Annotated in this window: 20 protein-coding genes; 12 read left to right on the forward strand and 8 right to left on the reverse strand. The window is 65.4% G+C overall.

Annotated elements, in window-relative coordinates; genetic code table 11:
* Positions 1-3: 3 nt before the first annotated feature.
* The gene (locus NFU08_RS18035; RefSeq protein ID WP_251425099.1) at positions 4-2,379 is read right to left on the reverse strand and encodes an AAA domain-containing protein; all 2,376 of its coding nucleotides are present in this window, start codon (positions 2,377-2,379) and stop codon (positions 4-6) included.
* Positions 2,380-3,012: 633 nt separating this feature from the next.
* On the opposite strand from NFU08_RS18035, the gene NFU08_RS18040 reads away from it, so the two are divergent.
* A complete protein-coding gene (locus NFU08_RS18040) occupies positions 3,013-4,203 on the forward strand; it encodes an acyl-CoA dehydrogenase family protein (RefSeq protein ID WP_251425100.1) in 1,191 nt (396 codons plus the stop codon).
* Between the two features lie 34 nt (positions 4,204-4,237).
* On the opposite strand, the gene NFU08_RS18045 is transcribed toward NFU08_RS18040, so the two are convergent.
* Positions 4,238-4,798, reverse strand: coding sequence for a M23 family metallopeptidase (locus tag NFU08_RS18045; RefSeq protein ID WP_251425103.1), 561 nt, complete (start codon positions 4,796-4,798; stop codon positions 4,238-4,240).
* 467 nt (positions 4,799-5,265) lie between these two features.
* On the opposite strand from NFU08_RS18045, the gene rpsB reads away from it, so the two are divergent.
* The 6 genes from rpsB to NFU08_RS18075 all read left to right on the forward strand — a co-directional run bounded on the left by rpsB (position 5,266) and on the right by NFU08_RS18075 (position 10,258).
* On the forward strand, positions 5,266-6,132 hold the full coding sequence (rpsB, locus tag NFU08_RS18050) for a 30S ribosomal protein S2 (protein ID WP_174178867.1): 867 nt from the start codon (positions 5,266-5,268) through the stop codon (positions 6,130-6,132).
* 129 nt (positions 6,133-6,261) lie between these two features.
* On the forward strand, positions 6,262-7,098 hold the full coding sequence (gene tsf, locus NFU08_RS18055) for a translation elongation factor Ts (RefSeq protein WP_174178865.1): 837 nt from the start codon (positions 6,262-6,264) through the stop codon (positions 7,096-7,098).
* A 141-nt stretch (positions 7,099-7,239) separates the two neighbouring features.
* Entirely contained in the window at positions 7,240-7,977 is a 738-nt protein-coding gene (gene pyrH / locus NFU08_RS18060; RefSeq protein ID WP_174178863.1) for a UMP kinase, read from the forward strand.
* Positions 7,978-8,104: 127 nt separating this feature from the next.
* Complete coding sequence (frr, locus tag NFU08_RS18065; RefSeq protein WP_066274709.1) at positions 8,105-8,662, forward strand: ribosome recycling factor; 558 nt, start codon at positions 8,105-8,107, stop codon at positions 8,660-8,662.
* Entirely contained in the window at positions 8,662-9,585 is a 924-nt protein-coding gene (locus NFU08_RS18070) for a phosphatidate cytidylyltransferase (protein WP_066274710.1), read from the forward strand. The genes frr and NFU08_RS18070 overlap by 1 nt, the downstream gene beginning before the upstream one ends.
* A gap of 88 nt (positions 9,586-9,673) precedes the next feature.
* Positions 9,674-10,258: a DivIVA domain-containing protein gene (locus tag NFU08_RS18075; protein WP_251425106.1), complete on the forward strand. Its 585-nt coding sequence runs from the start codon at positions 9,674-9,676 to the stop codon at positions 10,256-10,258.
* A gap of 16 nt (positions 10,259-10,274) precedes the next feature.
* Here the strand turns inward: NFU08_RS18075 and NFU08_RS18080 are convergent, their stop codons facing one another.
* The 4 genes from NFU08_RS18080 to NFU08_RS18095 form a co-directional block, all read right to left on the reverse strand.
* Positions 10,275-11,741 (reverse strand): cation acetate symporter, encoded by a 1,467-nt coding sequence (locus tag NFU08_RS18080; protein ID WP_251425109.1) that lies wholly within the window; start codon positions 11,739-11,741, stop codon positions 10,275-10,277.
* A gap of 7 nt (positions 11,742-11,748) precedes the next feature.
* Entirely contained in the window at positions 11,749-12,099 is a 351-nt protein-coding gene (locus tag NFU08_RS18085; RefSeq protein ID WP_066274714.1) for a DUF485 domain-containing protein, read from the reverse strand.
* Positions 12,096-12,812: a LytTR family DNA-binding domain-containing protein gene (locus NFU08_RS18090; protein ID WP_174178857.1), complete on the reverse strand. Its 717-nt coding sequence runs from the start codon at positions 12,810-12,812 to the stop codon at positions 12,096-12,098. Before NFU08_RS18090 ends, NFU08_RS18085 begins: the two co-directional genes overlap by 4 nt.
* A gap of 66 nt (positions 12,813-12,878) precedes the next feature.
* Positions 12,879-14,075 carry a sensor histidine kinase gene (locus NFU08_RS18095; RefSeq protein WP_251425148.1) on the reverse strand — a complete coding sequence of 399 codons (1,197 nt, stop codon included), beginning with the start codon at positions 14,073-14,075 and terminating at the stop codon, positions 12,879-12,881.
* 182 nt (positions 14,076-14,257) lie between these two features.
* Between NFU08_RS18095 and NFU08_RS18100 the strand changes: the two genes are divergently transcribed.
* Both NFU08_RS18100 and NFU08_RS18105 read left to right on the forward strand, forming a co-directional pair.
* Positions 14,258-14,638 carry a DUF485 domain-containing protein gene (locus tag NFU08_RS18100; protein ID WP_157238621.1) on the forward strand — a complete coding sequence of 127 codons (381 nt, stop codon included), beginning with the start codon at positions 14,258-14,260 and terminating at the stop codon, positions 14,636-14,638.
* The gene (locus NFU08_RS18105) at positions 14,635-16,251 is read left to right on the forward strand and encodes a cation acetate symporter (RefSeq protein ID WP_251425112.1); all 1,617 of its coding nucleotides are present in this window, start codon (positions 14,635-14,637) and stop codon (positions 16,249-16,251) included. Before NFU08_RS18100 ends, NFU08_RS18105 begins: the two co-directional genes overlap by 4 nt.
* 77 nt (positions 16,252-16,328) lie before the next feature.
* On the opposite strand, the gene NFU08_RS18110 is transcribed toward NFU08_RS18105, so the two are convergent.
* Positions 16,329-16,883, reverse strand: a complete 555-nt coding sequence (locus NFU08_RS18110) for a hypothetical protein (RefSeq protein ID WP_174178853.1) — start codon at positions 16,881-16,883, stop codon at positions 16,329-16,331.
* Between the two features lie 156 nt (positions 16,884-17,039).
* Positions 17,040-17,513 carry an Lrp/AsnC family transcriptional regulator gene (locus NFU08_RS18115; RefSeq protein WP_174178851.1) on the reverse strand — a complete coding sequence of 158 codons (474 nt, stop codon included), beginning with the start codon at positions 17,511-17,513 and terminating at the stop codon, positions 17,040-17,042.
* Between the two features lie 195 nt (positions 17,514-17,708).
* Here NFU08_RS18115 and pdhA point away from each other — a divergent pair, with 195 nt between their 5' ends.
* Genes pdhA through NFU08_RS18130 form a run of 3 tightly spaced genes read left to right on the forward strand, consistent with a single transcriptional unit; the run spans position 17,709 to position 21,408 of the window.
* Complete coding sequence (pdhA, locus tag NFU08_RS18120) at positions 17,709-18,878, forward strand: pyruvate dehydrogenase (acetyl-transferring) E1 component subunit alpha (RefSeq protein ID WP_251425115.1); 1,170 nt, start codon at positions 17,709-17,711, stop codon at positions 18,876-18,878.
* Positions 18,878-19,888, forward strand: a complete 1,011-nt coding sequence (locus NFU08_RS18125; protein ID WP_251425118.1) for an alpha-ketoacid dehydrogenase subunit beta — start codon at positions 18,878-18,880, stop codon at positions 19,886-19,888. The genes pdhA and NFU08_RS18125 overlap by 1 nt, the downstream gene beginning before the upstream one ends.
* 8 nt (positions 19,889-19,896) lie before the next feature.
* Positions 19,897-21,408 (forward strand): dihydrolipoamide acetyltransferase family protein, encoded by a 1,512-nt coding sequence (locus NFU08_RS18130; protein WP_251425121.1) that lies wholly within the window; start codon positions 19,897-19,899, stop codon positions 21,406-21,408.
* Positions 21,409-21,462: the final 54 nt, after the last annotated feature.

Raw genomic sequence — 21,462 nt, forward strand, 5'->3', positions numbered from 1 at the left:
CTTTCAGGTTCCGGCCGTTCGCATGGCTGTCGCAGCCAGGAGCCTCTGGCGAATCAGTTCCGGTTCCCCGCTTCCTGTGGTCGGGAGCCGCAATAGCTGGATACCGTGCGTGCTGCAGATTTCGTCCTTGAGGATGTCCCGGACTTTTTGTCTCTCGTTACCCTCATGGAAGGCAAATCCGTCAACCTCGATGGCGAGGACCGGCCGATTGGTGATCCGGCTGTAAATTACAAAGTCAATGCTGGCACGGTTTCGTACATACGCGGCCTGTCCAGTCGTGAGACAAGACAGGCTAGGCAGCAGGTTGCGCAAGAGAACTTGAGGGGCAACAGCCAGGTGCTTGAACGGCTCCTCGCCAAGTATGTCCACAAGGACTGTCCACATAATGTTTTCAGAAGCGAACGTGGACGGCGCCTGCACTCGGGCGGCCAGGGGTCTCAGCACCGCTGAATATTCCCTGTAGAGGAGATCGAAAACTGACAGGACTCCGCTCTCGAAGATGCCGTTGTCGGGGTCCTGGTACTGGATGAACTGGACCAGGTCGCGGAGGTGGCGGCTGGCCGGCAGCATGTCATGGTTGGTGACCAGGATAAACCGCTTGATCGCCCGGGACACCGCCACGTTGACCAGCTGCGGGTTATCCACGAAGTCAACCCCGCCGTTCCCGTCCTTGGTTTCGTCCAGGACCGTGCTCATGATGATGATCTCCTTTTCGCGGCCTTGGAACTTATGGACGGTGTCAGCCTGGATGTTGTTGAGCAGGGCATCCGCGACTTTGTCCACTTGCCGGCGATACGGCGTGACCACGCCGATGTCCTCGTGCCGGGTGCCTGAGCAGAACTGTGCGAGCACTTCCTTGGCAATGACATCGGCTTCGCGCTGATTGGTCCGCCCACCGCCCACGTGCTGCCGCATGTGATTGCCGGGGGCAGTACGTACTACCGCAAGTGCTGCCGAGTCCGGGTCACTCTTGGTGTAAGGCACGAGTTGCCCGTCGTAGAACTTCCTGTTGCAGAAGTCGATGATCGCAGGATCGCATCGGTAGTGTTCGCGGAGCATAGTCCGGGGAACGTCGGCACCAAAGCGCTCGATGATGGACGACAGGATGTTGTGACGGCCGTAGTCGTAACTGGGCGCCGGTGCTGGTGCGGCACGCTTGGCAGCTCCCAGGACTGCGATGTGTTGGAGCTGCCTCAGGTCGCCAACGACGATCACGTTCCGGGCGCAGGAAAGCGCCAGGCCCGCGGCCAACAGGTCGACTTGGGAAGCCTCATCGATGATCAAGTGGTCGAACAAGTAGCCGGCAGGGATGCTTCTCCGCAGGGAATGGCACGTGCTCAAGACCACCGGATAGCTTTTGGTAAATGACGTGAACTGCCTTAGGTAGGAGCTGTCTGTGTAGTCTCGCGGCCGGACGCCGGCGTAGCGGCGATAGAGGCTAGCCTTCAGCGACTCCCGCGATTCGTGCCGCAGTTCGTCCTCGAGCGCGGAAAAGTCGTTGTCGGCCAAGTGTTCGGCCGTCCGCCCAATCTGCTTTTCCAACTCCGCAATCTTGATGTCGTAATAGGCGGCCTGGAGGCGCATGATTACGTCCGTGTCACCGGGATCTATGCCCCGGGTTGATCCGTATCGGAAACGGCACCTGATTCGTCGGAAAAGCCGTCGGAACGGTCCTTCGTTTGCTGGTGTGGATACGGACTCCGCAAGGAACTCCAGGACCCGGCCGGAGGGCCCTTGAAGGAGGGCCAAGGCAGGCAGGGGAGCCAGACCGTGATTGGCGACGTGGCGGTTGAAGTGGCGTTGTTCAAGCCTGTAGGCATCCAGTTCCTGGCGATTTTCTGCCAGTCCCCGCGCCTCTACCTGCAACCGCTGCAGGCGCCCGTCGAGTTCGGATACTCTGCCTGCCGCTGGCATGGCAACAGGCGAAGCTCCGGCCCTGCGATGCACATCGACATTCCTGACATGTTGTCGCTCGAAAAAATCACGTCTCAACTCGTTCCGACGGAGGTCTGCAACCACGTGCCCGAAGCCCTCCTTGGACAACTTGTCACGAACGTTTTCCACGGCGGCATTGTTGGAGGACACGATGGCTACACTCGCCTCCGGGAAACGGATGATGTTTGCCACCAGGTTGAGGATTGTCTGTGTCTTTCCCGTACCAGGTGGTCCATCGATCACGGAGATGCGGTGGGTGAGACCCTTCTTGAGTGCTTCCCGCTGGCTGAGGTTAGACGAGAAGGGGAAAATGTAGTCTCCAACCCCTACTTCCGGGTCGGGAGAATGCCCTCGAAGATACAGGTCGAGGACGCTTTCCGGGGTGACCGTGCGAAAGTCCGCATAAGGACCACGCAGTGGATCGTCCTGCGCCAGATGGGACACGACGTTGTGCCAGTAGTTCAGGATTTTGGATGTTTCCGTCCCCGTGTCGGGGCGGACAAAGGTGACTTCTTCCTGACGGCATGTCCGATAGCTTTCGCCTGTCCTGCCTGGGAAAAAAGCCCTCCACCATGTCCCGGCGGGTCCGCGGAAGCACAGCAGGTCGGTGACTCCATGGACGGCCTGGCCGTTGAAACTTATCGAGGTCCTGTCGTCAACGTTGGAGCTGACGGGGTCGCGGAGGACCGTGACGTTCCGTGCCGAGTATCTGTACGTGCGAGGGCCGCTGGCCGTGCGGAACGTTATGCGGATGACGTCCCCGTCGACTCTGTAATCCACCACTTCAGAGGTTTTGTCCTCCAGACCTGGCTGGTCCCGGCGACGGATCAGGATCGCCTCGTGGCGTGGATCGATCATCACATTCCCCCAACTGAACTGTTTGCACCGTTGCGCTCCGACGTTACAGAACTACAGGGGACGATTCATCCGCACGGCCGTCCGTTGCGCGCCCAGGCACAGATTGCCGAACCGTTGCGGCAGGGGTGGACATGAGGTAAGTTACTCACCAGTAACTTCTTGGGTCCGAAGGGTCAATCCGGAGACCCTGCCGATGATCCTGATCCTTGTGAGGTAATCATGTCCACTACCGCTGCCGACCTCAACGACCTTCCCTACGCCGACGGCGACTTCTACGCCTTCGAACAGCTGCTGAGCGACAAGGAGCGGGACCGGCTGGCCGAGGTCAGGGAATTCCTGGCCCGTGAAGTGCGGCCCATCGCCGTGGACTTCTGGAACCGGGGGGAGTTCCCCATGGACCTCATCCCGAAGCTCGCCGGCATCGACCTCGTCAGCCCAGTGCGCCGGCAGGGCCACTCGAACCTGTTTGCCGGCCTTGTCCACGCTGAGTTGACCCGTGCGGATGCTTCCATCGCCACCTTCATGGGGGTCCATGACGGGCTGTTCACCGGGTCCATCGAAGCGCTGGCTTCGCAGGAGCAGAAAAATGCCTGGCTTCCGGACATCTACAGCATGAAGAAGATCGGGGCTTTTGGGCTGACTGAGCCGCTTGGCGGATCCGACGTGGCGGGCGGAACCCGCACCACGGCGCGCAGGGAAGGGGACTCCTGGATCCTCAATGGCGAAAAGCGCTGGATCGGAAATGCAACCTTCTCCGACTGGGTGGTGGTCTACGCCCGCGACCTCGCCGATGACAAGGTCAAGGGCTTCCTGGTGGACACCTCACTCGACGGCTTCAGCGCCAGTAAAATCGAGAACAAGATTGCGCTCCGCACCGTCCAGAATGCCGACATCAGCCTGGACAACGTGATGGTGCCGGACTTCAACAAGCTTGCCAACGCCAACAGCTTCCGCGACGTCAACAAGGTCCTGAAGGTCACCCGGCTCGGTGTCGCCTGGCAGGCCGTCGGCCAGCAGCTGGCTGCGTTCGACGTGGCCCGGCGCTATGCCGTGGATCGCCACCAGTTCGGCCGGCCGCTGGCATCCTTCCAGCTGGTACAAAGCCAGTTGGTCCAGATCCTGGGCAACGCGGTCAGCTCCATGGGCATGATGGTCCGGCTCTCCCAGCTGGAGGACGCCGGCGAAGCCAAGGATGAGCAGTCCGCCCTGGCCAAGGCGTTCACCACCGCGCGGATGCGTGAGAGCGTGGCGATCGGCAGGAGCCTGCTCGGCGGCAACGGCATTGTGACGGACTTTGAGATGGCCAAGATCTTTGCCGATGCAGAAGCCATCTACTCCTATGAGGGAACGCACGAGATCAACACGCTGGTGACCGGCAGGGCCATCACCGGGATCTCTGCCATCGTCTAGCGTCCATGGCAGGAGCCGTCCGGCCTGCTGCTGCCTACCTGTCCAGCGGCAGCAGGACCGATGGCCTCAGGTCCATCACGAACTGCAGCGGGTCCACATAGTCATCCCCGCGCCGGACGCCCCAGTGGACACAGGGCACGCCCGTGCAGTGTCCGGGGAGAACCGTGCCGATAACCTGGCCCTTCGCCACTGGGGCGCCGGCGGCCAGGGTGCTGTCTACCGGTTCGAAGCTGCTCCGCAGCCCGTCCCCGTGGTCGATCGTGATCACCGGCCGGTCCACCACCACGCCCACGAAGCTGACGGTACCGGCCGCCGGGGAGGTGACCGGTGCGCCGTCGGCCGTTGCTCCCACATCAACGCCCCGGTGCCCGCTCAGCCAAGGCTTGGGCGGGGGATCGAAATGCCGCAGCACCTGCGGGCGCGGGGCAAGCGGCCATTGCCACGAGGGCACGGCCGCCGCCGGGGAACTGGCGTCCGGCAGGGGTTGCCCCGCCTGCTGGATGGAATAGGCCGGCCCGAATGCCAGTGGCTCGCCTGCCGGGGCCAGCGAAGCCGGCAGCAGGAGGAGGGCCGCGAGCCGCAACGGTGGTTTCATGCCACCAGAATGCTCCTGCTTCAAAGGCGGCGGGAGTGCCCATCCTGGCTATGTGGACAAGCCCCATGCCGGTGTCCCTACCGTCATCGCCGGTGTCCTCCTGCCTAAGGTGCCTGTAGTACACTTGGTGGAGCAGTTTGCTGCGCCCTCAATGCTTTCGGTCCGGCGGATATCCCAGCGGTTTTTCCAACGGTATATGTCCGTGTCCGGAATGCGTCGGCACATCTCATTCAGGAGTGTGGGGGAGCAGCAGCTGACTACGCGCATCCAGCCCTCCAGCAAGCGACGCTCCGGCCTCGCCGGTGGGGGATCAGGCCTCCTGCGGTCAGGACCATCGTCCTGATGGGAAGCATGGTGGATGCCAGGAGCACGGCCCAGCCTGGGCCACGCTAATCAACCGTCAACTATTGGCAGGGTAAGAAGCCTTCGGGCTCTCTCATGAATGACCTGCCGGAAGGAGCGTCGGCATGCCCGTCGTAACCATGCGCCAGCTGCTTGACAGCGGCGTCCACTTTGGACACCAGACCCGCCGTTGGAACCCGAAGATGAAGCGCTTCATCTTCACCGAGCGCAACGGCATCTACATCATCGACCTTCAGCAGTCGCTGTCCTACATCGACCGCGCCTACGAATTCGTGAAGGCCACCGTTGCCCACGGCGGCACCGTCCTCTTCGTCGGCACCAAGAAGCAGGCCCAGGAAGCGATTGCCGAGCAGGCAACCCGCGTTGGCCAGCCCTACGTCAACCAGCGTTGGCTCGGCGGTATGCTGACCAACTTCCAGACGGTCGCCAAGCGCATCCAGCGCATGAAGGAACTCGAAGAGATCGACTTCGACGACGTCGCCGGTTCCGCGTACACCAAGAAGGAGCTGCTGCTCCTCAAGCGCGAACTCACCAAGCTGGAGTCCAACCTCGGCGGTATCCGCAACCTGACCAAGGCACCGTCCGTGCTCTGGATCGTGGACACCAAGAAGGAACACCTCGCCGTTGACGAGGCCAAGAAGCTGAACATCCCCGTTGTTGCCATCCTGGACACCAACTGCGATCCCGACGAAGTCGACTTCCCGATCCCGGGCAACGACGACGCCATCCGCTCCGTGAACCTCCTCACCCGCGTTGTTGCCGACGCCGTTGCCGAGGGCCTCATCGCCCGCAACAACCGCGGCACCGGTGCTGCCGAAGCTCCGGAAGAGCCCCTGGCTGAGTGGGAGCGCGAGCTCCTCGAAGGCAGCAAGGCTGAAGAAGCTGCCGCTCCGGCCGCTGAAGAGGCTGCTGCTCCGGCTGCCGAGGAAGCTCCGGCCGCTGCCGAGGCTCCCGCCGAAGACGCCAAGTAACACAAGTACATCCGGATTTTCCGGCGCTGCCTGCAGCGCCGGAGCTGCTGACAGGATGGCGGCCCACCCGTGGGCTGCCGTCCTGTCAGTCCGTACACCACCACACATTTTCTAGACAGAGGGGTTCACATGGCGAACTACACTGCCGCGGACATCAAGGCCCTGCGCGAGCGCACCGGCGCCGGCATGATGGACGTCAAGAAGGCTCTTGACGAAGCCAACGGTGACGCCGAGAAGGCCATCGAAATCATCCGCATTAAGGGCCTCAAGGGCGCTACCAAGCGTGAAGGCCGTTCCACCGCCGAGGGCCTGGTGGCTGCCAAGGTCAGCAACGGCGTCGGCGTCATGATCGAGGTCAACTGCGAGACCGACTTCGTGGCCAAGGCTGACAAGTTCATCCAGCTGGCCGACAAGGTCCTGGCCGTCGCTGTCGAGTCCGGCGCTTCCGACCTCGAGACCCTGCTCGCCACCGATGTTGACGGCAAGCCCCTCTCCGAGGTTGTCGTCGAAGAAGGCGCAGTCCTGGGCGAGAAGGTTGTTGTCCGCCGCATCTCCCGCATCGAGGGCGCAACGGTCGACGCCTACCTGCACAAGACCTCCAAGGACCTCCCGGCCCAGGTTGGCGTGCTGTTCGCTGTTGACGGCGAAGGCGAAGCCGCTGCAACCGCAGCACACGACGTCGCAGTCCACATCGCTGCCATGGCTCCGAACTACCTGACCCGCGAGGACGTCCCGTCCGACCTGGTCGAGTCCGAGCGCCGCATCGCCGAAGAGACCGCAAAGGCTGAGGGCAAGCCCGAGGCCGCGCTCACCAAGATCGTGGAAGGCCGCGTTACCGGCTTCTACAAGGGTGAGGTCCTGGTTGACCAGGCATTCGCGAAGGACGCAAAGAAGTCCGTGGCGCAGGTCCTCGCAGAGGCCGGTGTCAAGGGAACCGCGTTCACGCGTTTCCGCGTCGGCTCCTAGCCGAAACTGCAAGGGGGTGGCCACTTCGGTGGCCGCCCCTTTTGCATGCGCGGGGAAAGGTCCCGTACGGGACAGGCCCGCATAGGGCCTTTGGCCGCGCAGCAGGATAACCTTTTTAGAGTCCACCAACGGGAAGGCATCATGGAAGCCGTCAACACTGTAATCCAGCCAGAGAAAAGCCGACGCCGGGTCCTCTTGAAGCTCTCAGGTGAAGTCTTCGGCGGCGGAAAGCTGGGCGTTGACCCCGAGACCGTCCGCGACGTCGCAAAGCAGATCGCCGCAGCCGTTCCCCAGGTGGAGGTGGCCATTGTCGTCGGCGGCGGCAACTTCTTCCGCGGTGCGGAGCTTTCCCAGAGCGGCATGGACCGGTCCCGCGCGGACTACATGGGCATGCTCGGCACCGTGATGAACTGCCTTGCCCTGCAGGACTTCCTGGAACAGGCCGGCGTCGAAACCCGGGTCCAGAGCGCCATCACCATGGGCCAGGTCGCCGAGGCCTACATTCCCCGCCGCGCCATCCGCCACATGGAAAAGGGCCGCGTGGTCATCTTCGGTGCCGGCGCGGGCCTTCCGTACTTCTCCACCGACACCGTCGCCGCCCAGCGGGCCCTCGAGGTCCACGCCGATGTGGTCCTGATGGCCAAGAGCGGCGTGGACGCCGTCTACACCGCCGACCCCAAGAAGGACCCCACCGCCGAGCGGCTGGAAACCCTCAGCTACGACGACGCCCTCCGCCGTGACATCCGGGTCATGGACCAGACGGCCATGACCATGTGCAAGGACAATGACCTTTCCATGGTGGTCTTCGGCATGGAAGGCGAAGGCAACGTCACCAGGGCCATCCTCGGCGAAAAGCTGGGCACGCTGGTCACCGCCTAGCTGCGGCTAGGATGATTTCAGGACTGTTCCGTCCCTGCCCCTGCGGGCGGGGGCGGGCCGGCATCAAAGAACCACGATTGTGCATGGACCCGGCGCCCCGGACTGCACCAGAATCTGAGGAGAGACCGTGATCGAAGAAACCTTGCTCGAAGCCGAAGAAAAGATGGACAAGGCCGTAGAGGTAGCCAAGGAAGACTTCGCTTCCGTCCGCACCGGGCGTGCCAACCCGGGCCTGTACAACAAGGTCCTCGTGGAGTACTACGGCTCACCCACCCCGCTGCAGCAGCTCGCCTCGTTCGCCATTCCGGACGCCCGCACCATCCTCATCACGCCCTTTGACAAGACGGCGCTGCGGGACATCGAGCGCGCGCTCAGTGACTCCGAGGTTGGCGCGAACCCGTCCAACGACGGCAACGTCATCCGGATCACCATCCCCGAGCTGACCAAGGAACGCCGCAAGGAATACGTCAAGATCGTCAAGACCAAGGGCGAGGACGCCAAGGTCTCCATCCGCAACATCCGCCGCAAGGCCAAGGAAACCCTGGACCGCCTGGTCAAGGACGGCGAAGCCGGCGAAGACGAAGGCACCCGGGCCGAAAAGGAACTGGACAGCCTCACCAAGGCGCATGTGGACGGCATCGATGAGCTGCTCAAGCGCAAGGAAGCAGAGCTGCTCGAAGTCTGATGGGCCAGGCAGATCAGGCCCCCGCACCCAGGGCGCGCATACGGGGGAAGCAGCCCAGGAGCAACCCGACGCCGAAGGCAGGGAGGAACCTCCCTGCCGCCGTCGTGGTGGGCCTGGCAATGCTCTTCGCCGTACTCGGCGGACTGCTGCTGCTCCCGCTTGCCTTCGTAGCGGTCACCACCACCTTCGCCATTTTCGGCGTGTGGGAAATCTACCGCGCCCTGGAGGCCAACGGCACCAGGATGCCCATCATCCCGGTCATGACCGGTACGGTGGCCATGCCGTTCGCCGCCTACCTCGGGGGCATTGAGAGCCTCCTGTTCGCCATGCTGCTGAGCTCGGTGGCCGTGCTGTTGTGGCGGTCCATCGAAAGCGCGGCAGGTTCGGCCAACAGCATCTTCGCCGGAGTTTTCACGCTCGGCTGGGTACCGTTCTTCATCAGCTTCGCCGTCCTGCCGCTGCACGCCGCCGGCGGTGCAACGCCGCTGGGCCTCTGGCCGGGCGGGACGGTTCCCCACGGCGCCTGGCAGGTGGCCGTGATGCTCCTGCTGGTGGTCTCCAACGACACCTTCGGATACCTGGTGGGCGCGTCCCTGGGCAAGCACCCCATGGCGCCCAAAATCAGTCCCAAGAAGTCCTGGGAAGGATTCGCCGGCTCCATCGGCGGGGCCATGCTCATTGGAATCCTGGCCTGCCTCTTTGTGCTGGACCAGCCCTGGTGGGTGGGCGTCGTACTGGCGGTCGGCCTGGTGGCGGCTTCCACGGCGGGCGACCTGGCGGAATCCATGGTCAAGCGCGAACTGGGCATCAAGGACATGAGCAGCATCCTGCCCGGACACGGGGGAGTCATGGACAGGCTCGACTCCATCGTGTTCGCGTCCCCGGCCGCGTTCATCCTGTACGGACTGGTGTCCGGCGCCTGACACAAACCCTGCCGGACCTGCAGAGAACCCCCGGCACAAATAAGCTGGTGCAGAAGCACGACAGCTGAAGAGCATCGAAGGAAACATAGTGGCATTGGACATTCATCGGCAGATCCCTGCGTCCTTTGAGCGCGTCCAGCGCGGCGAGTACGGCTACAACGCCAAACAGGTGGACCAGTTCCTGCAGCAGGCGCGCGTATCGCTGGAGAACCCGGAGTCAGCGCCGCAGCCCATCAACAGCGCGGACGTGCGGGCTGTCTCCTTCGATCCCGTCAAAGGCGGATATTCCGCCGCCATCGTGGACGCAGCCCTGGACCGGCTGGAGGATGCCTTCGCCCGCCGGGAACGTGATGAGCTGATCGCTGCCAGTGGCGAGGAAGCCTGGCTGCGCGAGATCGGTCACCTCTCGGGCATCCTGCGCGGCCGCCTGCACCGGCTAGACGGCGACCGCTTCCGCCGCCCCGCCAGGAAGAAGGCCCGCAGCTACAACACGGCCGACGTCGACCGGCTGTGCCGTGAGCTCATCGCCTACCTTGAGCAGGACAAACCGCTCAGCGTGGACAGCGTCCGCCGGGCGGTCTTCCGCCCCGCCGTAGGCCATGAAGGGTACGAGGAAGCCCAGGTGGATGCCTTCCTGGACCGGGTCGTCGAGCTCATGGCTGCCATCGACTGATCCTGCCGGCCCCGCCTCAGCGTTCGGTGGCCAGCGGCCGTTCGGGCGTGTGCAGCCGGGTCATCACCTTCGACATCGTCTTCGGAATCCGCTGCGACGTTGCGCGGGACACGAGGACCATCACCGCAAAGGCTGCGGGAACCGTCCACGCCGCCGGCTGGGCCAGCCAGCCCGGCGTGCTGGCGGCCCCGGCCAGCGCTCCTGCGATCATCGCCCCGCCGCACAGCACCCCGCCGGTCAGCATGCCGGCGATGGCGCCGGCGTCAGTCAGACCGCGCCACCAGATGCCCAGCAGCAGCACCGGGCAGACTGTTGACGCTGTGAACGCGAACACCAGCCCCACACTCCCGGCGAGGGCGAACGAGTCGGTCATGAAGGCGAAGCCCAGCGGCACCACGGCGGAAATGACGGCTGCCAGCCGGAAGCTGCCCACGCCGGCGCCCAGGACGTCCTGGCTGATAACGCCGGCCAGCGAAACCACCAGGCCCGACGTGGTGGACAGGAACGCAGCGAAGGCTCCCGCCACCACCAGCGCTGACAACAGGTCGCCTGCCGTTCCGCCCACCAGCTCTCCCGGGAGCAGCAGCACCATGGCGTCCGCCTGCCCCGCGGTCGCCAGGCCGGGAGCGAACATGCGTCCCACCAGCCCGTACGCGGTAGGGAACAGGTAAAACACGGACAGCAGGCCCAGGACGATCAGCGTGGTGCGGCGGGCGGACTGCCCGTCCGGGTTGGTGTAGAAGCGCACCAGGACGTGCGGCAGGCCGAGGGTTCCGAACAGCAGGGCCACCAGGAGCGAGACGTTCTGGTAGAGGCCGGCAGGCGGCGCGCCGGTGGGATTGACCGACGGCGGCGCGATCGCGGGGGTCCCGCTGCCTGCAAGGACAAAGATGATGAACAGGATGGGCACAGCCAGCGCGGTGAGTTTCAGCCAGTACTGGAACGCCTGGACGAACGTGATGGAGCGCATGCCGCCCGCCACCACGGTGAGGCACACAACGATCACCACCGCCACCGATCCCACCCAGGACGGCAGGCCTGTGGTGATGCGGATGGTGAGGGCAGCACCATGGAGCTGGGGCACGATGTACAGCCAGCCCACCAGCACCACCACCAGGCTGGTCACCTTGCGGACCGGCAGGGAGTCAAGCCTGGCCTCGGTGAAGTCCGGGATGGTGTACGCCCCGGACCGCCGCAGCGGCGCGGCCACGAAGAGCAGCAGCATCAGGTATCCGGCCGTGTAGCCCACCGGAAACCACAGCGCATCCGTGCCGGACAGCAGGATCAGGCCGGCAACACCCAGGAAGCTGGCGGCGGAAAGGTACTCGCCGCCGATGGCCGAGGCGTTCCACCACGGCCGGACCGTCCGGGAGGCGACATAGAAGTCACCCGTGGTCCGTGAAATCCGCAGGCCGTAAAACCCGATGACCGCGGTGGCCACGGACACCCCTACCAGGGCAGCCAGCGCCACGCCGGGGTTCACGGTGCCCTCACCGGTCCTCGGCCAGGTCCCGGTAGCGGGCCTCGTTGCGCGCCGCCGTCCGGATGTACAGCCACGCACTGAGCCCGATAACCGGATAGATGCCCGCTCCCAGCAGCAGCCAGGCGAACGGAATGCCCGCCACCCGGGTTTCCGCCAGGCCGGGGACTGCTGCGAGCAGCAGGGGGAAAGCGCAAAGGATCAGCAGGAAACCCGCGGCCACCACCAGGGCCAGCCGCAGCTGGGACCTGATCAGGGACCTGACGAACACCTGGCCCACTTCCGAGTCCTGCGCCGCCTCCCTCGTCTCCTTGGCCGGACGAGCCGCAGTCCGCGGAGCCGTGACCCGCACCCTGGTCATGTAATGGGCCTGATCCGGGTGGCCTCAAGCTTTTCCCGGACCGTGGGCAGGTGCCGCCTGCTGATGGGAAGGCCAGCGCCCGCCACCGTGACGCTGGGACCGTCCGCGGCGAGCTTCATCGAGGTCACGTGCTTGAGGGCCACCAGGTAGGACCGGTGCGTCCGGATGAAGCCCGCATCCGCCCACTGCTGCTCAAGGTCGGCAAGCGGGACCCTGATCAGGTAGCTGGCTTCGGCGGTGTGGAGCCTTGCGTAGTCTCCCTGCGCCTGGACGTACGTCACGTCGTCGCGCCTGATCATCCTGGTGGTCCCGCCCTGGTCCACCGTGATCATCTCCGGGGCGGCGCCGCCGTCGCGCAGTTCACTGATGCGCCCCACGCAGCGTGAAAGGCGCTCGGCCCGCACGGGCTTGAGCAGGTAGTCCACTGCCGCGAGCTCGAAGGCGTCCAGTGCGTGGTCCTCGTCCGCCGTCACGAACACGACAGCCGGCGGCCTGCTGCTCCCGGCGATGGCGCGGGCAATGTCCAGGCCGGACACCGCCGGCATGTGGATGTCCAGGAAGACGGCGTCAACAGGGGCGGAGGCGAGCGCTTTGAGCGCATCGCTGCCGGAGGTTGCCCGGAGGATTTTGCCCACGCGCTCGTCCTTGCCCAGCAGGAAGGCCAGTTCCTCCACGGCAGGCAGCTCATCATCAACGACGAGGACGTTAATCATGCTCCTAGGGTAGCTTTCCGGAGCAGGGGCAAGGCGCCGGCGGTACGCTGTGCGGTCCGGGCGGGGTCATGCATCGTGCCCGGGCTGGGACTTGGGGACCCGCATGGTGATCAGGGTTCCTTCCCCGGGCGCGGTCTCGATGACCAGCCCGTGGTCGTTGCCGTAAACCTGGCGGAGGCGGGCATCGACGTTGCGCAGGCCCACATGCTCGCCGTCCGTGTGCCCGGCCAGCATGGACTGCAGCTGCTCCGGATCCATGCCCACGCCGTCGTCCTCGATGGTCACCTCCGCGAACGCGCCGGCGTCGTTGGCGGTGATGCTGATGTGTCCCGGCCCCTCCTTGGCCTCGAGCCCGTGCCGGACCGCGTTCTCCACCAGCGGCTGCAGGCTCAGGAACGGGATCACGGTGCTGAGCACTTCCGGAGCTACCCTCAGGCTCACCTGGACGCGCTCGCCGAACCGCGCCCGTTCCAGCAGCAGGTACCGGTCGATGCAGCGAAGTTCCTCAGCCAGGGTGGTGAAGTCCCCGTGCCGCCGGAACGAATACCGGGTGAAGTCGGCGAACTCAACCACCAGCTCCCGGGCGCGGGCGGGGTCGGTGTTGATGAAGGATGCGATGGCATTGAGCGAGTTGTAGATGAAATGCGGGCTGATCTGCGCGCGCAGGGCCCGCACCTCGGCCTCCATCAGCTGGGTGCGGGAGGCGTCCAGCTCCGCGAGTTCCACCTGCACGGCCACCCAGTCCGCCACTTCGCTGGTGGCCCTGACCAGTCCCGCGCCGGCGGAGGGAGCGAAGGCGGCGACGGCGCCCACCACCCGGGTGCCGGCACGCACCGGTGCGATCACGGCGGCGAGCGGACCGCCGGTGGCCTCCGTCGCGGCGCCGGCGTCCCCGGCGGGAAGGACGGCCGTGCGGCCGCTGGCCAGGACGCCGGCAGCAAGGTCCATCATGCGCGGCTTCAGGTCCTCGCCGGTACCGTCCCACGCCAGCACACCGGAGGTGTCCATGATGGCCAGGGCGTCACAGCCCAGCAGGGTGCGCAGCTGGCGGCTGGCCTTGGCAGCGCCGGCGGGGTTGAGGCCACGGCGCAGGTGTTGGCCCGCCTGGGAAGCGGCATGCAGGGTGTGGTAGGTGGCGCGTTCCGCATCCGTGCCCAGGTCGCGGAAGGACCTGAGCACCTTGAGCCCCACGCCGACGACGACGGCGATGGCCATGGCGATGACTGCCACGGCCGCGGCGGTCAGGAGGGGGGAGTCCGGCATGGTGCCCAGCGTAGCCGCGGGTGCCGTTTGTCGCAGCATCCCGACCGTTGAGCGCCCGCAGGCCTGCAGGCTCTGGAACTGGCGGGATGCAGCCCGCAGAGTGATTGCAGTCACATTTGCGGTATCCCGTCTTCCGGGCCTGCCGTTGGGTGTGTTCAGGCAAGTCTCAACGAGGAGGAACGATGGGTAACGATGCCCACACTCCGGACGCAGCGGCGTCCGTGGACTTCGAGCAGGTCCAGTCGACGGAGCAGTTCAAGGAACTGCGCAAGCGTCACCGCAGCTTTGTCTTTCCCATGGCAGTCGCATTCCTGCTGTGGTACTTCGCATACGTCCTGCTCGCCGACTACGCCGTGGAATTCATGTCCACCAAGGTCTGGGGCAACATCAACGTGGGCCTGATCCTTGGCCTGCTCCAGTTCGTGTCCACGTTCGCCATCACTGGCTGGTACGTCAGCTACTCCAACCGGCGGCTGGACCCCATCGCGAAGGAGATCCGGGACGAGATCGAGGGTCACGAATTCGACAAGCACGGCAACCGAGTGAGCGGAGTTAACAAATGATCGGCATTGCCGCAGCGGTGGACGTGGCCGCCCTCAATGACACCACGCTGCTCAACATGGGAATCTTCGGCATCTTCGTGGCCGTGACCATGGTGATCGTGCTGCGCGCCAGCCGGAACAACAAAACCGCCGCGGACTACTACGCCGCCGGCCGCTCCTTCACCGGCTCGCAAAACGGAACCGCCATCGCCGGCGACTACCTCTCCGCAGCCTCCTTCCTAGGCATCACCGGCGCCATCGCCATCAACGGCTATGACGGCTTCATGTACTCCATCGGCTTCCTTGTGGCCTGGCTCGTCGCGCTCCTGCTCGTGGCCGAGCTCCTGCGCAACACCGGCAAGTTCACCATGGCCGATGTGCTGTCGTTCCGGCTGAAGCAGCGGCCCGTCCGCATCGCCGCCGCCATCTCCACCCTCGCAGTCTGCTTCTTCTACCTCCTGGCCCAGATGGCAGGAGCAGGCAGCCTGATCTCCCTGCTCCTTGGCATCAGCGACTGGGGCGGACAGGCCCTGGTAATCATCGTCGTCGGCGCCCTGATGATCATGTACGTCCTGATCGGCGGCATGAAGGGCACAACCTGGGTGCAGATCATCAAGGCGATCCTGCTCATCGCAGGCGCAGCCGTCATGACCATTTGGGTCCTGGCCATCTACGGCTTCAACCTCTCCAGCCTCTTGGGCGCCGCAGTGGAAACGGCCAACAACCCGGCTGTGCTGAATCCCGGCCTGCAGTACGGCAAGACGGAAACCTCGAAGATCGACTTCATGTCACTCGGCCTCGCACTGGTCCTGGGCACGGCAGCGCTGCCTCACGTACTCATGCGCTTCTACACGGTCCCCACGGCCAAGGAAGCCCGCAAGTCCGTGGTGTGGTCAATCTGGCTGATCGGCCTGTTCTACCTCTTCACCCTGGTGCTTGGTTACGGTGCAGCTGCCCTGGTTGGTGCCGAGACCATCAAGGGCGCACCGGGCGGCGTGAACTCGGCCGCCCCGCTGCTGGCCTTCTACCTGGGCGGGCCGCTTCTGCTGGGCTTCATCTCAGCTGTGGCCTTCGCCACCATCCTGGCCGTTGTGGCCGGCCTGACCATCACGGCTGCCGCTTCCTTTGCCCATGACATCTACGCCAGCGTCATTTCCAAGGGCAAGGCCGACGCCGACACCGAGGTGAAGGTGGCCCGGCGCACCGTTGTGGTCATCGGCGTTCTCGCCATCCTGGGCGGCATCCTTGCCAACGGACAGAACGTGGCGTTCCTCGTGGCGCTCGCATTCGCCGTCGCCGCCTCCGCCAACCTGCCCACGATCGTCTACTCCCTGTTCTGGCGGAAGTTCACCACCCAGGGTGCAGTCTGGAGCATGTACGGCGGCCTGGGTTCCGCGATCATCCTGATCATCTTCTCGCCGGTGGTTTCCGGCGGAGCAACATCCATGATCAAGGACGCCAACTTCGCACTCTTCCCGCTGAGCAACCCGGGCATCGTGTCCATCCCCCTCGCCTTCTTCCTGGGCTGGCTCGGAACGACGCTCGACAAGAATCGGGAGGACACGGCCAAGCAGGCCGAAATGGAAGTCCGCTCCCTTACGGGGGTGGGTGCCGAAAAGGCCGTCGACCACTGACCTGACGGCAGCAACAACAAAGCCTCCGCACCGGGGAGCAGTTCCCCGGCGCGGAGGCTTTGTTGTGCCGGCCGGGACTACGCTGCCGGCCGCAGCTTGATGTTGGTCATCTTGAGATCGTCAGTGCCCTCGAAACGGTAGGCAAGGTCCACGTTTTTGCCGTCGCAGGTGATCAGGCCCGCGATATCCGCCGACTTAACGCCGTTCTCGGTGGCCACCTTGAGGTCGCTGTAGTCCGGCGTGCAGGTTTCATCCATCTCCAGGCTGTTGACGCCTTCAATGAAGGCCTCCTTGGACAGCTGCTCCTGCAGGGCGGGGTCAAGGTACTCGTCGTAGGCCCTGGAGCTGTCCCCGGCGAGGACCAGCTTGGTGAAACCGTCAGCCAGGCCCCTGGCCTGGTTGGTGGCGCCGCCCACCACGTTCACCAGAATGACGATGCCCAGGACCACCAGCAGCAGGACGCCGCCGGCGCCCGCCAGGATGATCCACAGTTTCCGCCGGCTCTTCGGCGGGGGCTGCCCCGGGAGCCCAAACGGGGACCCCTGGTCCTGCCCGTAGCGGGAAGGCTGTGCCGGCTGCGGGGACGCGGCGCCGGCGCGGCCCGGCGGAAACGGTTCCTGGGGAGTGCTCAAGGTGGAGCCTTTCCGGAAAATGGTGCATGGCACCGCCTGGAGGCGGGGCGCTGTGCCTGCCGCCGATTAACTGGCATTCAGCCTATAGCGTGCGGCGCCGCCGTCGTGCTCCAGCCCGGCCCCGGCGTCGTGTGTTCCGCGAAAACGCGCCGGCTGCTAGGTGCGTCCGGGGCCGCGTTCAAGGAGGGGCTGGACGCGGAAGGGAATAAGTTCTCCCATGGCAAGCGCCGTATCGGTCCGGTCCACCCCTTCGCACGCCAGGATTTTCCCGTTGATCCTGAACAGGTCCTCGGCGTCCAGCGCCACCACGCGCAGCAGCAGGTCCGCCGAACCGGTCAGGCCATATCCTTCGAGGATCTCGGGAATGTCTGCGAGTTCCTTCGCCAGCAGGGCGAGCCGCTGCTGCTGGACATGGACGGAGATGAAGGCCATCAGCGGGTAGCCCAGGGCCGCCGGATTGATGCGCCGTTCGAAGGACAGGAAGACGTGTTTCTTCTCCAGCTGCGCCATCCGCGCCTGCACGGTGTTCCGGGAGAGGCCCAGCTTCTGGGCCAGGGCCACCACCGTTTGCCGGGCGTCCTGGGCCAGGGCGGAGAGCAGGCGGGCATCGGTGCCATCCAAGGCTTGCATAATGCGCAACGCTAGCACGGTCCCGTGCCCTCCGGCAGAGCATTTTGCTCAGTGATCGCGCTGGTAGTTGTACCTCCTGAGCATTGTGAGTAGGGTCACAAATATCCGGGGCAACGGCGCCCGGGCGGCCGGCGGCCGAAGGGGCCACAAGTCCCAAAACCGCGGGTCAACGACGTGAGAAGGTTGCGGGCTATCGTGTCTACAGACGAAACGGGCCAGGGCGGGCCAGCCGCCCCCAACAGCGCCCGGCACCCCCATGGACAGGGGCGGGATTTGGTCCAACTGGTTACTCCGTCCGGTGAGCGGATCAGCCACCCGGAGTTCGACTATTGGGTCAGGGACGTCACTGACGAGCAGTTGTGTTTCCTCTACGAGGACATGACCGTGATCCGGCGCATCGACGTCGAGGCAACCGCCCTGCAGCGGCAGGGCGAACTCGGGCTCTGGCCGCCGCTGCTGGGGCAGGAAGCCGCGCAGATCGGTTCGGGCCGGGCGCTCCGCACTGACGACTTTGTCTTCTCCAGCTACCGGGAGAACGGGGTGGCCTACTGCCGGGGAGTGGACCTGACGGACATCCTCCGGGTATGGCGCGGCACTGCGTCCTCGGGCTGGGATCCCTACACCATCAACATGGCCACCCCGCAGATCATCATCGGCGCCCAGACCCTCCACGCCACCGGCTATGCAATGGGCATCCAGAATGACGGCGCCGATTCCGTGGCCGTGACCTACTTTGGCGACGGCGCCACCAGCGAGGGCGACGTCAACGAGGCCATGGTCTTCGCGGCAAGTTTCCAGGTGCCCGTGGTGTTTTTCTGCACCAACAACCACTGGGCCATTTCGGAGCCTGTCCGGCTCCAGTCGCACATCCAACTGGCAGACAGGGCTGCCGGGTTCGGCATCCCCAGCCTGCGCGTGGACGGCAACGACGTCCTGGCCGTGATGGCTGCCACCCGCGTGGCCCTGGACCGGGCCCGCCGCGGCGGCGGCCCCACGTTCATCGAGGCCGTCAGCTACCGCATGGGCCCGCACACCACGGCGGATGACCCGACGCGCTACCGTGACGCCAACGAACTCGAGGACTGGGCCGCCAGGGACCCGATCACCCGCATCGCCGCGCTCCTCGAACGGAAGGGCCTGCTGACGGAGGAACTGCAGCAGCAGGTGAAGGACAAGGCCGACGCCGTGGCACGCGAGATGCGGGCGGGCTGCACCACCATGCCGGACCCGGAGCCACTCGACGTCTTCAGGAACGTCTACAGCACGCCCAACTCCTGGCTGGACCGGCAGCAGGACCACTACGCCCGTTACCTGGCAACCTTCGGTGATCCCGCAGGAGCCGTTGCAGAAGAAGGTGCACGCTGATGACCCAGATGACCTTTGCCCGCGCGATCAACGCGGGCTTGCGGAAGTCCCTGGAGAACGACCCCAAAGTGGTGCTCATGGGGGAGGACATCGGCACCCTCGGCGGCGTGTTCCGGGTGACCGACGGACTGCAGAAGGACTTCGGCACGCACCGGGTGGTGGATACGCCCCTGGCCGAATCGGCCATCGTGGGCACCGCCGTTGGCCTCGCCTACCGCGGCTACCGCCCGGTGGTGGAGATCCAGTTCGACGGATTCATCTATCCGGCGTTCGACCAGATCGTCAGCCAGGTGGCCAAGCTCCACTACCGCACCCGCGGGGCAGTCAAGATGCCCATCACCATCAGGGTCCCGTTCGGCGGCGGGATCGGCTCGCCCGAGCACCACTCCGAATCGCCGGAGGCCTATTTCACGCACACGTCCGGCCTGCGCGTCGTCACCGTTTCCAGCCCGCAGGACGCGTACACCGTGATCCAGCAGGCCATCGCCTGCGACGACCCCGTGCTCTATTTCGAGCCCAAGCGGCGGTACCACGACAAAGGCGACGTTGACGAGTCCCTTGACCACACTTCGCCCATGTCCATGGGCGAGGCGCGCGTCCTCACCCAAGGCACCGATGTCACGCTGGTGGCCTACGGTCCGCTGGTCAAGACGGCCCTGGACGCCGCGTCGGCCGCTGCCGATGAAAGAGTTTCCATCGAGGTCATCGACCTGCGCTCGCTGGCACCCGTGGACTACGAAACAGTTGTGGCCTCCGTCCGCAGGACCGGGCGCCTGGTCATCACCCACGAGGCCGCACAGTCGGGCGGCCTGGGGGCGGAAGTGGCTGCCAGTATTACCGAGCGGTGCTTCTACCACCTGGAGGCGGCACCAGTCCGCGTCACCGGATTCGATATTCCCTACCCTTACTCAAAGCTTGAGATGCACCACCTGCCGGGCCTGGACCGGATCCTGGACGGCGTAGACCGTGCCCTGGGCCGGCCGAACTCCCTCAGCGGGCTGGAAGGATGAGCGCGACCATGATCAAGGAATTCCGGCTGCCGGACCTGGGCGAAGGCCTCACCGAATCGGAGATCCTCAGCTGGAAAGTGGGGGTGGGCGATACCGTCTCGCTGAACCAGGTGATCGCCGAGGTTGAGACGGCCAAGGCGGTGGTGGAGCTTCCGTCCCCGTTTGCCGGGGTCATCAAGGAACTCCACGAGCAGCCGGGCACCGTTGTGGAGGTGGGCAAGCCGATCGTCTCCTTCGAGGTGGCGGACGACGCCGGCCCGGCACCTTCGGCGGCAGGCGCCCCTGCCGCTTCGGGCCAGGATGCGGGCCAGGATGCGGGCAAGGGCGCAGGGGATGCGGCGGGGCAGGCAGCGGGGGAGAGCTCCGCCGGGACTCCCCGGAGGGAGCCTAACCTCGTAGGCTACGGTGCCGTCGTCGAAAGCACCGGCCGGCCCGTGCGGCGCCCGCGGACCTTCCCCGCGGCTGGTCCTGTCGATGCCTTTGCCGCGGAGACCAGGCCCGCGGCAACCATGCGTGGGGAGGCCGCGCCTGCTGACACGACGCCCGCGGCAACCATGCGCGGCACAGGCAAAACCCCCGCGGTTGAGCACCTCGCAGCTGTGTCCGACCAGCCCGCAGGCGAGCGCCCACGGTCCACCCCGCCTGTCCGGAAGCTGGCCAAAGACCTTGGCGTGGACCTGGCCAGGATTACCGGTACCGGACCCCAGGGGCTGATAACCCGGGAGGACGTCCGGCACTTCATGGACGGCCAGTCCGCGGAGGCAGGGTCGCCCGGCGAGGCTGCCGCGGATCAGGGTGGCGGGAAGGCCGGCCAGGGTGAGCGGGAAACGCGCACCGCCATCAAGGGTGTCCGCAAGTTCACGGCTGCCGCCATGGTGCAGAGTGCCTTCACCGCGCCGCACGCCACCGAGTTCCTGACTGTCGACGTCACGCCGTCCATGGAACTGCTCGCCAGGCTCCGGGAGGGCAGGGAGTTCGCGGGCGTCAAGCTCACACCGCTGACCCTGGCCGCGAAAGCTGTACTGATCGCCCTCCGGCGCAATCCTTCCCTCAACTCGCGCTGGGACGGGGAGAACCAGGAGATCGTCACGTTCCATTACGTGAACCTGGGCATTGCAGCCGCCACGCCCCGGGGGCTCACGGTCCCCAATATCAAGGGCGCGGATTCGCTGTCCCTGGTCCAGCTGGCTCAAGCCCTGTCAGCGCTCGCCGACACGGCCCGCGCCGGAAAGACCCCTCCGTCCGACCTCACGGGAGGCACAATCTCCATCACCAATATCGGTGTTTTCGGGATTGACGCCGGCACGCCCATCCTCAACCCCGGCGAGGCGGCAATCCTTGCCCTGGGAGCCGTGCGCAGGATGCCCTGGGAGTACCAGGGGGACGTTGCCCTGCGCCAAGTCATGACCCTCAGCCTGTCCTTCGACCACCGGCTGGTGGACGGCGAACAGGGCTCACGCTTCCTTGCCGACGTCGGTGCCATCCTCGCTGACCCCGGCCGGGTGCTGACCATGGCGTGACCTTTGGAGTTTTTGTCCGGATCCGCAGGCTTCCCACCGGTTTAAGCCTGCATG

The organism is Pseudarthrobacter sp. NCCP-2145, assembly GCF_023708005.1.
GTDB classification, from domain to species: domain Bacteria; phylum Actinomycetota; class Actinomycetes; order Actinomycetales; family Micrococcaceae; genus Arthrobacter; species Arthrobacter oxydans.